General features: G+C 57.4%; 11 protein-coding genes and 1 other RNA gene. 8 read left to right on the forward strand and 4 right to left on the reverse strand.

Annotated features, from left to right (window positions below; all coding sequences use genetic code 11):
- Nucleotides 1–35 precede the first annotated feature (35 nt).
- Nucleotides 36–1,286, reverse strand: a complete 1,251-nt coding sequence (locus tag GGE33_RS05105; RefSeq protein WP_183821468.1) for a BtaA family protein — start codon at nucleotides 1,284–1,286, stop codon at nucleotides 36–38.
- A gap of 165 nt (nucleotides 1,287–1,451) precedes the next feature.
- Between GGE33_RS05105 and GGE33_RS05110 the strand changes: the two genes are divergently transcribed.
- Entirely contained in the window at nucleotides 1,452–2,792 is a 1,341-nt protein-coding gene (locus tag GGE33_RS05110; protein WP_343062217.1) for a serine hydrolase domain-containing protein, read from the forward strand.
- A gap of 3 nt (nucleotides 2,793–2,795) precedes the next feature.
- On the opposite strand, the gene GGE33_RS05115 is transcribed toward GGE33_RS05110, so the two are convergent.
- The 3 genes from GGE33_RS05115 to GGE33_RS05125 all read right to left on the reverse strand — a co-directional run bounded on the left by GGE33_RS05115 (nucleotide 2,796) and on the right by GGE33_RS05125 (nucleotide 5,794).
- Nucleotides 2,796–3,746, reverse strand: coding sequence for a lytic transglycosylase domain-containing protein (locus GGE33_RS05115; protein ID WP_246435739.1), 951 nt, complete (start codon nucleotides 3,744–3,746; stop codon nucleotides 2,796–2,798).
- A 160-nt stretch (nucleotides 3,747–3,906) separates the two neighbouring features.
- Entirely contained in the window at nucleotides 3,907–4,542 is a 636-nt protein-coding gene (locus GGE33_RS05120) for a hypothetical protein (protein ID WP_183821469.1), read from the reverse strand.
- A 40-nt stretch (nucleotides 4,543–4,582) separates the two neighbouring features.
- Nucleotides 4,583–5,794 carry a pyrophosphate--fructose-6-phosphate 1-phosphotransferase gene (locus GGE33_RS05125; protein WP_183821470.1) on the reverse strand — a complete coding sequence of 404 codons (1,212 nt, stop codon included), beginning with the start codon at nucleotides 5,792–5,794 and terminating at the stop codon, nucleotides 4,583–4,585.
- A gap of 354 nt (nucleotides 5,795–6,148) precedes the next feature.
- Here GGE33_RS05125 and GGE33_RS05130 point away from each other — a divergent pair, with 354 nt between their 5' ends.
- The 7 genes from GGE33_RS05130 (at nucleotide 6,149) to GGE33_RS05160 (ending at nucleotide 12,689) form a co-directional block, all read left to right on the forward strand.
- Nucleotides 6,149–6,892: a J domain-containing protein gene (locus tag GGE33_RS05130; RefSeq protein WP_183821471.1), complete on the forward strand. Its 744-nt coding sequence runs from the start codon at nucleotides 6,149–6,151 to the stop codon at nucleotides 6,890–6,892.
- Entirely contained in the window at nucleotides 6,889–7,662 is a 774-nt protein-coding gene (locus tag GGE33_RS05135; RefSeq protein ID WP_183685868.1) for an N-acetylmuramoyl-L-alanine amidase, read from the forward strand. The genes GGE33_RS05130 and GGE33_RS05135 overlap by 4 nt, the downstream gene beginning before the upstream one ends.
- Nucleotides 7,663–7,909: 247 nt before the next feature.
- Nucleotides 7,910–8,545: a lytic transglycosylase domain-containing protein gene (locus tag GGE33_RS05140; RefSeq protein WP_183821472.1), complete on the forward strand. Its 636-nt coding sequence runs from the start codon at nucleotides 7,910–7,912 to the stop codon at nucleotides 8,543–8,545.
- A gap of 100 nt (nucleotides 8,546–8,645) precedes the next feature.
- Nucleotides 8,646–9,048, forward strand: an RNA gene (gene rnpB, locus GGE33_RS05145) — RNase P RNA component class A.
- 403 nt (nucleotides 9,049–9,451) lie between these two features.
- Nucleotides 9,452–10,477 carry a 16S rRNA (cytosine(1402)-N(4))-methyltransferase RsmH gene (rsmH, locus tag GGE33_RS05150; protein ID WP_183821473.1) on the forward strand — a complete coding sequence of 342 codons (1,026 nt, stop codon included), beginning with the start codon at nucleotides 9,452–9,454 and terminating at the stop codon, nucleotides 10,475–10,477.
- A gap of 2 nt (nucleotides 10,478–10,479) precedes the next feature.
- A complete protein-coding gene (gene ftsL, locus GGE33_RS05155; protein ID WP_148147606.1) occupies nucleotides 10,480–10,944 on the forward strand; it encodes a cell division protein FtsL in 465 nt (154 codons plus the stop codon).
- On the forward strand, nucleotides 10,944–12,689 hold the full coding sequence (locus GGE33_RS05160) for a peptidoglycan D,D-transpeptidase FtsI family protein (protein ID WP_183821474.1): 1,746 nt from the start codon (nucleotides 10,944–10,946) through the stop codon (nucleotides 12,687–12,689). Before ftsL ends, GGE33_RS05160 begins: the two co-directional genes overlap by 1 nt.
- Nucleotides 12,690–12,735: the final 46 nt, after the last annotated feature.

Consider the following 12,735-nt stretch of genomic DNA (forward strand, 5'->3'; position numbering starts at 1 on the left):
GTGGGCGGCGTGAGCTTCCGTCGTTGCGCCGGCGCTCACTGGCCGGCCTTCACGTAAATGTGGAAGCCGCCATAGATGGCGGAGCGGTCCTGCAGGTTCAGTTCGGCGGAGCGTTCGCCAAGATAGGTCCATTCCTGCCTAAGCGTATCGGAAATGCGGCCTTCGATGACGCTCTTTTCGGCGGCAGTGCGGAAGATGACCCGGGCGCCAGGAGCTGCGGTGCGGTTGATTTCGCTCCAGAGCGCATTCAGCTGATCGTCGGTCATCCAGTCCTGGGCGTCGAGCAGCACGAAACGATCGACCGAGCCGGCCGGCTTGCGCGCCAGAAGGACGGTGACGCTCTCATGGTGGACCGTGACGCGATCGGTATTCTGCCGGATCGCCTTGTAATTTTCCGCACGCAGATAATCGGGCAGGCTGCCTTCTTCCGGGCGCGGATAACGGCGTGCGAAGGCCTGCCAGGCGAAATAATTGTCATTCATCGGGAAGTGGCAGGCGAGCTTTTCAAGCCGCTCGCGCAAGACCGGTGCAATCGAGCCATTCGGTGCGAGGCTCGCGAGCTCGTCATATTGCTGGGGCGGGATGCCGAGGCCGAAGAGCGAGCTTTTGCGGCTGGTGATGAAGCGGATCAGCGGGCGGTCGAAGAGCGGTGCAATGTTGGCGTCGAAGAACTGGCGCTGTTCGCGCAGCGAGCGTGCCTCGGCAAATTCCTTCAGATCGACCCCATGGAGACGGGCGATTACGTGGCCAATGGCGATGAAGCGGCCAAGCAGGCCAGTGCGATAGATGTTTCTGTTGAAGACCTCGACGCGCCGACGACCGGTCAGTGAGCGCTTCTGCCAGTAGGCTCGCGTCTGTTCGTCCAGGTTGCGGGCGATATGGGTATCAAACGCCGAACTATTGGACTTCAGGCCGTCCATTCCGAGGTAGCGGACAACGTCGGCATGCGCCGGCAGATGTTTGAAGGCTGCAAGCTTCAGGCGGTTGAGAGCGATGTGGTGACGATTGAGATCGACAACATCTATGCTCTTCGGCGAGCGGGACAGGTAGGCCAGCATGTTGCAGCCGCCAGAGCCGATGGTGACGATCGAATGCCCTTCCGACAGTTTCATCGCGTCCATGTCGACTGCCGGGTCTTCCCAAATCTGAGGGTATACGAGGCCGGAGAAGAGGAGGCCGAACAGGCGTTCGGAAAGGCCGTGCGGCGACAGGGCCTTGTGCTGGAGGAGGGCGTCCTTGAGCTTGCGGTTGCGCTGCAAGCCACGTTCTTCGACGATATCTGCCATGACCAAATCCTGCCTCATCATGAGTTTCGAGGCGTTTAGCCGCTTCGTGCAACAGCTTCGTGACGCGCATTGTGACTTGCCTCATCGTGAACGCGTTCCGCAACAATGAGCCTTCCCCTCGGTCGCGGATTTTGCTTGCATGCCGCAGACAGAATGGAGGCGCTGGTGCTGAAGGTAATTTTTCGTCGGCTTGCGGTGTTCCTGCTCATCGTGGCGATCGGCATCGGCCTGTGGATCTATTTCATTCCGCCCAATCTGCTGCGCGTCGGCAGCGGTTATGCGGCCAAGATCGTGTGCTCCAACGTCTTCATTGCGGGGCGTGATCCCGATGTCATTCTGGAGCAGGATGTTCAGGCGCCGGGCCATCCGCTCTTGCGGTTGATGGGCATTGCGATCGACCGTGACGGTAAACGCGTCAATGCTGCCCTGCTGGGATCGATTGCGCCGAGTGAGGCAGTTTACCGCGAGGGAACGGGATGCACCGTCGGGCCGGTTGGAAGTGTTCAGTCGGCAGGCAATGCTACTAGGCCAGTTCCAGAGAGTGATCCCGAGGCGCTGTGGCCTGAAGGGGATAAAGCCGATTCGGAAGAAACGCTTGTCTCAATACTTTCAGACACTGCTTTAACCGGGCCGGGCATGCGTGCGGTGGTGATCGTCAGTCATGGCAAAATCGTTGCCGAAACCTATGGCGAAGGTTTTTCGAAAGATATGCCGCTTCTCGGTTGGTCGATGACCAAGACCGTGAATGCCGCGATCATCGGGCGACTGATGAAGGAAGGGCGCTTGTCGCTCGACGAGAAGAACCTGTTTCCGGAGTGGAGGGATGATCGGCGCGCACTGATCCGTGTTTCCGATCTCATGGGTATGGAGAGCGGACTGGCTTTCAACGAGAATTACGGCACGGTGGCCGATGTCACGCGCATGCTGTTTCTTGAGCCGGACATGGCGCGTTTCGTCGAAAGCCTGCCGCTCGAAGACGAGATCGGCTCCCGCTTCACCTATTCATCCGGGACGTCCGTGCTGCTTTCCAGGATCTGGATGGATCGCATCGGCAATCGTGATGAAGTGCTCGCCTATCCCTCGCGGGCGATCTTCGAACCGTTGGGCATGACGTCGGCGATCATGGAGAGCGATGCGGCGGGCACGTTTGTCGGCAGTTCGTATATGTATGCGACTGCCCGCGATTGGGCACGGTTCGGGCTGTTTCTGGCGCGCGACGGTGTGTGGGAGGGGGCGCGCCTGTTGCCGGAAGGCTTCGTGGCGCAGATGCATGAGGCTAACAGAAGTTCGGGCGGCCGCTATTCGAAAATGCAGACGTGGCTGCCGAAGCCTGGGGCCGGTCTGCCATCGGATGCATTCGTCATCAGCGGGCATGACGGGCAAAATGTCTTTGTCATTCCGTCAGTGGATCTGGTAATCGTGAGGTTGGGCCTAACGCCAAGATCGCAGGGCTACGATGCGAGTGTGCTAGCATCGGAAGTGGTGAAACGGGTAAACGCCGATTAGCCGTTATTTCTGCAGGACGTGGAGCATGTCCTTGCGCTTGGCATCGTAATAATAACCGCGCGCATAAAGCCGGATTGCGTTGTCGTTCTGGTTGTCGGCGACGAGCCAAGCGCCGCGGAGATATTTGATCGCGTATTTCAAGTTGGTTTCGGCATCGAGAAGGCCTTCTGGTGGTCCCTCGTAACCCATCGATTTGGCCGTCGAATACTTGATCTGCATGAGACCCCAATAACCGTTCTTGTGATAGGCCTTGGGGTCATATTTGCTTTCGCGGTGCACGACGCGGTGCACCAGCGATTCCGGTACACCATACAGGCCGGCATAACGGTGGATAAGCTTTTTCAAGTTCGAAGGGGCGTCCGTCGCGGTTTCCGGCATCGGCTCGCCTGGAGCCGGTGGGAACTCCATCCGGTTGTCGATCGCCGAAACTGCGGCGACTGCTTTCGGCTGGGCTGCGTAAGCAAGCGTAGTCGTCGGCACCTGCGGGCGCGGGATCGGAATGACCGATTGCAGCGCGACCATGTCCGGCGTCAGTTCTGGTTCGTCAAGCGCGATGGCCTGAGCTGCTGCCGGTTGGATCTGTCCCGATTGGACTGCCGGAGCGAGCGGAGGGGAAACAAGGCGGGCACCCTTGGCGGTGCTATGCGCCACTGGCTGAGCAGAGGCGACGACAACAGGCATCGATGCGGCAGTCGAGCTCGTTTGCATGGCAACGAATGGCGCCATGGTCGGAGATGACATGGCTGCGGTCTGAACGTTGGCTGCGTCCGACACAGTCGGTACGGGAACCGGGAGGCGGCTTGTCTTGACGAGCGTAACTGTGCTGTCAGGACCTCCTTCTGCGATCGCCGAAGATGCATCGGCAGTCTGCTGAACGGATTGGTCCTGCGTCTCGTTCGACGCCACGTTGTTGCTGTGGTCAACGCTGGAACATGCAGCCAATGCGGAAGACATGGCAATAACCACGGCTGCCTTACGGCCCACAAATCGCATCATTGCCATCGGGTCGCTTTCATTAAAAATCGTTGCCCAGAACGTTAACAAGACCAGTGAAACTCGACCTCAATTAACTCATTCGAAAGAGATCGACAAGCCACCAGCCGGTCGCAGATGATCATGCGGCGATGCGCCGATATCCGGCAGTGACCGCACGACGGGCTATGAAACGTGTTCCGGGCTTGTAGGGAGCCTTGCTGCGGGCCTTGGAAACGCGGCGTTTCCGAGTGAAACTGGCGGGAAGTGTGGCATGGGCAAGCGCCCCTATCATCGCCGAAGCGGCCAGTGCAGAAATCATGTTTATATACTGTTCCTGTGGCGCGCGCGCGGGATCAAAAAACTGGACGGCAATTGCTGCCGTGAGCGCAAAGTAACGCGTGCTCCTGAACGTTGTCAGAACGAAATAACCGAATATGCGCATGGGACGCGTTTCGGGAAGGTTGTCGTTGTCGGCAGTCCCATAGCGGAGCCGAGGATCCTGGTAGGCGTAGAGGACATGCAGCATCAGGTAGGACAGCCCTATCCATGAAAGAGCGCCGATTGCTGCTGGCCAAAGGAAAGTGATCAGAAAAACGCCGGCGACGACCAGAACGCCTCCAAGAACAAAGGATAGAACGAAGGCCGGGATCGTCACGAATGCGCTTGTTCTTCCCCATGAAGCGGAGAACGCTGCAGTGAGCGATGCAATGGGATGCGGCATAAGAAGGATAGCAACCGTCGTTGCCGCAAAAGCGAGCCATGTTTCTATGGTCATCATCACCCTCCCGGATGCCACAGCATCCGTCATTTTTCCATCAGGCGGGCTCGAAAGACTGCCCAATGGACTCCATTACATCGCCGAACCATCTTGCCGTCATATCAAAAGGTTTACCACCCTTGATGCGCGGAAATTCGATCGTTCTAAGCTTCCCATTCTGGTCTTCGTCATGTCCTGTCACGCCGGAGATCCGGTTTAATGCACTTTCAACAGCGAGATCGACCATTCCCTGGATCAGTCGAAGATCATCGCCGTTTGCAGCTGCAGACCTGGCGAAATAGCCGGACTTCTGCACCAATGATCGTTCCGCATCGATCCGCGCCGCAAACTGCTTCTGGAACCAGCCTCCGACATTGATCGTATCCAGTTTGACGTGACCGAACGCATCACGGGCAACATTTTCGCCGGCAGCCTCGCGTTCGGCAACGATTGCGTCCAAACAGGCGCCCTCGGAAACAAAGACCGTCGCAAAGCCGCGCTTGTCCATGACTTCCCTCAAACGAGCCGCTTCCTTTTGCGCATCAAAGGCCATTTCGGGAAGATATACGCCGTCGATGCCCTTCATTTCCTCATTCATGAGGAAGCCTTCGACATAGTTGTTGGAACTGCTTTTCTGGATATAGGCGCGTGCCGTTGCTGCGGTAAGCCAACCGCAATGGCGACCCATGACCTCATGGATGATGAGGGTACGCGGCGCCGCCGTCTGTTCATTCGAAACATTGTCGAAAAATGCTGCGCCAACTTCCGCTGCTGTCCAGGCGCCCAGCGACTGGCGAATGGGAACGATATCATTGTCGACCGTCTTCGGCAGGCCAACTACGGTGAGGTCGTAACCGTTTGCGGCTAGATATGCTGCGAGATCGGCAGCTACGGTGTTGGTATCATCGCCGCCAATAGTGTGAAGCACGGTGATGCCATCTTCGGCAAGCTGCTCTGCTGCAACTGCCAGAGGGTTCTGGCCTTCTTTGATCAGGCCCCGCTTCACGCAGTCTGCGGCATTTGTCAGTTTGACGCGGCTGTTGCCGATCGGCGAGCCGCCATAACGGTGGAGCAGATGCGCATTCTCTCGCATCTCCGCTGTGATTTCGATTCGGTCCGAGAGAAGAACCCCTTGGTATCCGGAGCGATAGGCGATCAGTTCAGCATCCGGAGCGACATCGGTGTAACGTTGAATGAGGCCTCCCACAGCCGATGATAGGCAGGGAGCAAGACCGCCTGCCGTCAACATTGCTACTTTCTCTCTGGCCATGGTTCCTCCGTCGCGTGTAAACGCTTCCCCTGCATTTCTCCGGCGGTATGGATGCGATAGAGGGCAGACGGTGTAAAGTGCATTTCTTCGCCTATTCCGTCGCGCGCCTTGTTTTTCGGTGGGTAATAATTCCGTGTTTTCAAACGGATGCGTCGATAAAGCTGCGCTGCATCACATATGGCGGAGGTTGGTGCGCAGCGGATGGCTTTGAAGGGGGGCTGATTTCAGATGCCATGAAAGCGGTCGGCCTGACCTCGGAGCCAGCTCATTGTTCGAATAACATGAACATAGTTTAATCTGGTGGTGAACGCCCGATCCGTTGCATTTTTTGGTGTTATCTGGTCATTTAGGCGGATGATATTCGATTTTTCCTGTCTGCAGATTTCCTCCTTGTGGGAGCGGCTTATCGGCGCGATCGGCGATGCCGCCGGTAGCGCGCTGGGGCGCGTGGTGGAGGCTATCCGCACGCTTTTCGAGGGGGATTCCGAGACCCGCCGGCAGGTTTCCTTCTCCGTTGCCATCATCGCGCTGTCCGCGAAGATGGCCAAAGCAGATGGAATCGTCACCGAAGCGGAAGTGAAGGCGTTCCAGCAAATCTTCGATTTTCCGGATGAAGAAGCCCGCAACGTCGCGCGTTTATACAATCTCGCGCGTCAGGACGTGGCCGGTTATGAGGCCTATGCGTCCAAGCTCTCAAACCTTTGCAGTTCGGGAGCTGCCGAGAACTGCCCGATGCTCGAGAGCGTCGTGGATGGGCTTTTCCATATCGCCAAGGCGGATGGCCTGGTGCATGAGAAGGAGCTTCTGTTCCTCGGCCGTATTGCGGAAATCTTCCGGATAGATGACGAACATTTCCGCCGAATCATGGCGCGGCACGTGCATCTCGATGGTCGGGATCCGTATCTGGTGCTCGGCGTTTCCCCCGAGGATGATTTCGCTGCGATCCGCAAGCAATACCGCCTTCTTGTCTCCGAACATCATCCGGACCGTTTGATTGCGCGGGGCGTGCCTGCCACGCTTCACGCTGCCGCAAACGAGCGGATGGCTGCGCTGAACGCGGCTTATAAGGCGATCGAGAAAGAGCGTCGCGCAGCATGAGTGATTTCGTTGCGGACTATGCGGCAGCATCTGTCCGGCCGTCTCCCAATCACGGGGAGCGAGTTTCCGGCCGTCAACCTGATGCAATCATCCTTCACTATACCGGCATGCCGGACGCCGATCAGGCACTGAACTGGCTCTGTAACGAGGAGAGCCAAGTTTCCAGCCATTACTTCGTTCATGAGGACGGGCGTGTGATCCAGCTCGTGCCGGAGACGCGGCGTGCATGGCATGCAGGAAAAAGTGCTTGGGCGGGAGAGGTCGATATCAATTCCTGTTCGATCGGTATCGAGATCGCCAATCCCGGGCATCCGGGCGGGCTTCCGATGTTTCCTGCCGACCAGATCGAAGCGGTGGTTCAATTGTGTCTGGATTGCGGCGAGCGGTGGTCCATAAGGCCGGAACGGGTGCTCGGTCACTCCGATGTCGCGCCAATCCGCAAGGTTGATCCGGGCGAGAATTTTCCGTGGAAGCGGCTGTATGATGCGGGTGTTGGTCATTGGGTCGACGCAAGTCCGATTGCCGGCGGGCGGTTCTTCCAGTTGGGCGAGGCGGGGCAGCCCATCGAGGCGCTGCAATCGATGCTATCCTTCTACGGCTACGATCTTGAGATAACAGGCAATTTCTGCGACCGCACCAAGGGTGTGCTGGAAGCGTTTCAGCGGCATTTTCGTCCGGCGCTGGTCGATGGAATAGCCGATTTCTCCACGATCGATACCTTGCACCGATTGCTGACCTCGTTGCCGAAATATAGCCAGGTAGAAATCTGATCTCCTGAGAGTTGTAAGGTAGTAAAATCGTCGTTTTGCTGCGCTGCCACAGACTTTCCTTAATAACCGGGTTTAAGCAGTGGCTCGCGCAATCGCCTTGTAGGCGGGGATTGCAAAGAAAAACGAACGGGTTTCGTCAACGGTTGCATCGTCTTTCCGGCATTGCTTCCGAAGGATCGGCATGTGCCGGCCGCGAGCCTTTCAGGTCCATGAGTTGAAGGACCTTACCCGGAGACTGACTTACTTCATGAGAATGCTGGCTATTGCAGCCGCAGCGGGCGTGATTGCGCTTGCTGCGGGTACGGATTTCGTGCGCGCCGAAGACGGTGGGGAGACGACGAACTCTACAGAAAAACAGGTCATCAAGCCCTGGGAAACGCGCGAAACCACCATGCAGGCCAAGACGCCGGAAGATCAGCGTGCGCTTCGCCAGTCGCGTTACGAGGGTTTGATTCGTCAATATGCCGATCAATACGGCGTTCCGACCGAGCTGGCGATGGCTGTCGTGCGGATCGAAAGCAATTTCCAGCCGATGGCAAAGGGAAGCGCGGGAGAGATCGGCCTGATGCAGATCAAGCCTGCAACGGCCAAGCTGATGGGGTACAGGGGGCGTGCCTCCGGTCTCTATGATCCTGAAACCAACATCCGCTATGGTATGAAATATCTCGCCGGCGCGCATGAGCTCGGTGATGGAAAGCTCTGCCGGACCATCCTCAAATACAATGCCGGCCATGGGGCAAAGCGCATGAACCCGGTGTCGCAGCGTTATTGCAAAAAGGTCGAGACGGTGATCGCCTCGATGGACCGTGCAAAGCCGGTAGAGGACGTATTATATGCGACGGTGGCGCTGGATTATGGCCGCACTTACCCGTTGATGTTCTGATTCCAGAAAGCGGGCGAAGTGCTTCGATTGTAAGTCATTCGGACGGATTCTTTGCTCTGTGCTGTGGCGTTTGCGGATCAAACCGTTTATGGAGCCGGTGCCAGTTGGCCGGGCAGCCGCGCTTTACCAATGTCGAAAGACGGTAGGGTGAGGAAAGTCCGGGCTCCACGGAAACACGGTGCCGGATAACGTCCGGCGGGGGCGACCCTAGGGAAAGTGCCACAGAAAGCAAACCGCCTCGCTATATGCGGGGTAAGGGTGAAAGGGTGGGGTAAGAGCCCACCGCGCATCTGGTGACAGCGGCGGCAAGGTAAACCCCACCGGGAGCAAGACCGAATAGGGATGACGCGGGGCGCCAAAAGCGCCTACAGCCTGTTTCTGGGCCAGTCATCCGGGTGGGTTGCGTGAGGCGATGTGCAAGCATCGTCCCAGATGAATGGCTGCCACGTTCCGGTGCTTGCATCGGAGCCATACAGAACCCGGCTTACAGGCCAACTGGCGAATCTGACCTGATAATGCGGCGGTGATGTAACGTCTTCTTCTCGCTGTCAGCGTCCGGCTGCTCTCCCGTTCTTCGAGAAAGTGGAGAGTTTCCATTATTTCAATGGCTTAATCGATGTTTATCCGACGTTTTTGAGTGCCTCTCTCCGATCGCAAAACCCGCCTTGGTAATGTTTTGTTAAACTTAACGGGTCATAAATAAATGCATGTAGGAAGGGGTTTTTAAGGCTCGTTCCGTGGGCGTCTCTTTGGTCGATCGTTCTTTCATTTTTCTCTGCTGCGAGGGGCGATGTTTGCCTTGGTAATCGGTTGTCTCGGTTCCTTGCGGATGGTCGTGAATTGAAGGTGGGCTTTCCGGCGGAAGGGGCTGTTGTTTTTCTGCTCTAATTGCAGTGAGAGTGCAGTATGGCGAATGGGTCTGATGGTGCTGAGGTCGAGACCGAAACTGGGTCTGCGCGCCATATCCCGGTTATGCTTGGGGAAGTGGTTGCTGCGCTTCAGCCTGAAGCGGGCAAGGTCATTCTCGATGGCACTTTTGGTGCAGGCGGATATACGTCCGCGCTTCTTTCTGCCGGTTCTTCGGTAATTGCTCTCGATCGCGATCCGACTGCGATCTCTGCAGGTCAGGCGCTGGTTCAGAAGAGCGAGGGACGGCTGTCCCTCATCCATTCCGAGTTCTCCCGTCTTGCGGAGTATGTTCCCGATGGCGGTTTGGATGGTGTCGTCTTTGATATCGGCGTGTCGTCGATGCAGATCGATGAGGCTGAACGCGGCTTTTCGTTTCAGCGCAATGGGCCGCTCGATATGCGTATGTCGTCTTCGGGTGTTTCCGCCGCTGATGTCGTCAATCGGGCCAAGGTCGGTGACCTTATTCGGATTTTCGGATTTCTCGGTGAAGAAAAGCATCCTGGGCGTATTGCTCGCGCCATCGAAAAGCGGCGTGCAACGCAGTTGTTCGAAACAACGCGCGATCTCGCCAATCTGATCGAGAGCGTCAATCCGCGCAAAGCCAAGGATAAGATTCATCCGGCAACTCGTGTCTTTCAGGCGCTTCGGATTTTCGTGAATGACGAGCTTGGGGAACTGGCTCGTGCGCTTTTTGCCGCCGAGCGGTCGCTTAAGCCGGGCGGTCGTCTGGTTGTCGTAACGTTTCATTCTCTCGAAGATCGGATCGTGAAGCAATTTTTCTCCGATCGTTCCGGCAAGGCTTCCGGCTCGCGACATATGCCGGCGGTCGAGGTTCGTTCCGCTGTTTTCGAATTTCCGGGCAAGCAGATGATTGCCGCTAGCGAGGCCGAGGCTGAGGTCAATCCGCGTGCACGGTCCGCCAAGCTACGTATGGGCGTTCGTACCGAAGCCAGGCCTGGTGCTGACGACTTGTCTATTTTCTCGCTGCCTGATCTGGCCAGCCTTGCGACCATGGGAGCCTGAGGATGCTGAGGAGTTTCGATCTCGTGCTGATCGGCGTGATGACCACGATGGCGGTCGTTACCTACACGATCAAGCATCGAGCGGACGAAAAGCTGAGCGAAGTTCGCCGGCTCGAGGCTGAGATCAGGCTTGAACGCGACACGATCGATCTTCTGAAGGCCGATTGGGCTCTCGTGACGCAGCCGAACCGCCTGCAGCCATTGATCAAGAATTACGATTCGGAGCTTGGTCTTGTTCCCACGCAGCCGACACAGCTCGCAATGCCAAAGGAGCTGCCCATGCACAGATCGCAACTCCCGCAGCCCGATACGACGATTGAGGATATTATCGCCGGCAAGAACGGTGAGGTAGCTGCGGCTCTCAAGGGAGTGGAGCAGGCGAAGGCAACGCCGGCTCCCAAGGTTCCATTGCCGCTGCCTCGAGGATGGGCGCCGGATAATATGTCCACTGGCTCGGTGAGGCGCTGATGTCTTTTCTTTCTAAAGTTATGGTGGTCAAACGCCGGGCGCATTTTTCGTCTGACCGCAAGGGCAGGTCTGCCGTCGGCGGTGCTGCATTTGAAGGAACGCGCAAGAAGAAATCGGCGCAGGCGCGTAATCGCGTTGGTCTGCTGATCGCAGGTTTCGCCGTGGTTTACGTCGTGATCGGCGGCCGTCTTACGCAGTATGGTATGGCCCAGCCGGAGACGACCTCAAGCATCCTGCCTGCGGACCGCCTGCTGGCTTCGCGTCCGGATATCGTCGATCGCAACGGCGCGATCCTTGCGACGGATATTCGCACCGTCTCTCTGTTTGCCGAGCCGCACAAGATTGTCGACGCCGATGAAGTGGTCGAGAAGCTTTCAACCGTGTTGACGGATCTCGACGTCAAGTCGACCTATTCCAGGCTCAAGTCCAATTCCCGTTTCCAGTGGCTTCGTCGCCAGTTGACCCCGAAGCAGCAGAGCCAAATTCTTGCGCTCGGTATTCCTGGTATCGGTTTCAGGCCCGAGAAGCGCCGCTTCTATCCGGGTGGACGTACTGCCGCACATATCGTCGGTTACGTGAATATCGACAACCGCGGCGTTGCCGGCATGGAGCGTTACGTCGATAGCCAGGGACTTGCAGACCTTGCCTCTGTCGGCATGACGTCGAACCAGCCGTTGGAGCCGGTCAAGCTTTCCATCGATCTCAGGGTTCAGGCAATCGTGCAGGACGTGGTTTCTGCGTCGATCGGCAAATATAAGGCAATCGGCGCCGGCGCGGTGGTCATCGATGTTCATACCGGTGAAGTTCTCGGCATGGCTTCAGCGCCGGACTTCGATCCGAACGATCCGGCCGCCGGCGGCGAGGAGGGATGGTTCAACCGTATGTCGAACGGCACGTTTGAGATGGGCTCGACCTTCAAATCGTTCACGCTGGCAATGGGTCTCGACGACGGCAAGATGAACCTCAACAGTACATTCGATGCCCGCTTCCCGATCCGCATTGGTGGTTTCACGATCAAGGATTTCCACGGCAAGGGACGCATGCTCAGCGTTCCTGAAATTTTCCAGTATTCGTCGAATATCGGGACTGCGAAGATCGCTGATGCGGTCGGTATCGACGGACACAAGGACTTCTTGACCAGGCTGGGACTTCTCTCAAGGATGAAGACCGAGCTGCCCGAAGTGGCCATGCCAAGCCAGCCACGCCAGTGGAAGAAGATCAACTCGATCACGATCTCCTTCGGTCACGGTGTTTCCACGACACCACTGCAGACGGCTGTGGCGGGGGCTGCCCTGGTCAACGGAGGTAAACTCCTCGCGCCGACCTTCCTGCCGCGAACGCAGGATGAGGCGGATCAGGTGGCGACCCAAGTGCTGAAGCCTTCGACCAGCCGCGACATGCGTTATCTGTTCGAATGGAATGGTGCCAACGGTTCTGGTCGCAATGCACGGGTCGATGGCTTTGATGTTGGTGGCAAGACGGGTACAGCAGACAAGGTGGTCAACGGGCGTTATTCCCACGACAAAAACTTCAATGCCTTCCTGTCAGCCTTCCCGATGGGTAATCCGCAATATGTCGTTCTGAGCTTCAGCGACGAGCCGAAGACAGACAAGGGCAATGGTGCAGCGCTTGCCGCCACGTCGGCCGCGCCAATGGTCAAGGAGATCATCAGCCGGGCTGCTCCCATTCTCGGTGTAAAGCCGAAATTCGGCAATGACGGTTCTGCCCTGCTTGTGTCTTATTGAGCGACAACAACTCGAGCGGCGATTCGTGAGCGCCGCTCGAAAGATG

The organism is Aliirhizobium cellulosilyticum (assembly GCF_014198105.1).
GTDB classification, from domain to species: domain Bacteria; phylum Pseudomonadota; class Alphaproteobacteria; order Rhizobiales; family Rhizobiaceae; genus Neorhizobium; species Neorhizobium cellulosilyticum.

Coding starts and splice junctions, on each gene's coding strand:
- GGE33_RS05120 (WP_183821469.1), bottom strand. CDS start 4,542: ATGACCATAGAAACATGGCTCGCTTTTGCGGCAACGACGGTTGCTATC.
- GGE33_RS05140 (WP_183821472.1), top strand. CDS start 7,910: ATGAGAATGCTGGCTATTGCAGCCGCAGCGGGCGTGATTGCGCTTGCT.
- rsmH (WP_183821473.1), top strand. CDS start 9,452: ATGGCGAATGGGTCTGATGGTGCTGAGGTCGAGACCGAAACTGGGTCT.
- GGE33_RS05160 (WP_183821474.1), top strand. CDS start 10,944: ATGTCTTTTCTTTCTAAAGTTATGGTGGTCAAACGCCGGGCGCATTTT.
- ftsL (WP_148147606.1), top strand. CDS start 10,480: ATGCTGAGGAGTTTCGATCTCGTGCTGATCGGCGTGATGACCACGATG.
- GGE33_RS05105 (WP_183821468.1), bottom strand. CDS start 1,286: ATGGCAGATATCGTCGAAGAACGTGGCTTGCAGCGCAACCGCAAGCTC.
- GGE33_RS05130 (WP_183821471.1), top strand. CDS start 6,149: ATGATATTCGATTTTTCCTGTCTGCAGATTTCCTCCTTGTGGGAGCGG.
- GGE33_RS05135 (WP_183685868.1), top strand. CDS start 6,889: ATGAGTGATTTCGTTGCGGACTATGCGGCAGCATCTGTCCGGCCGTCT.
- GGE33_RS05125 (WP_183821470.1), bottom strand. CDS start 5,794: ATGGCCAGAGAGAAAGTAGCAATGTTGACGGCAGGCGGTCTTGCTCCC.
- GGE33_RS05115 (WP_246435739.1), bottom strand. CDS start 3,746: ATGTCTTCCGCATTGGCTGCATGTTCCAGCGTTGACCACAGCAACAAC.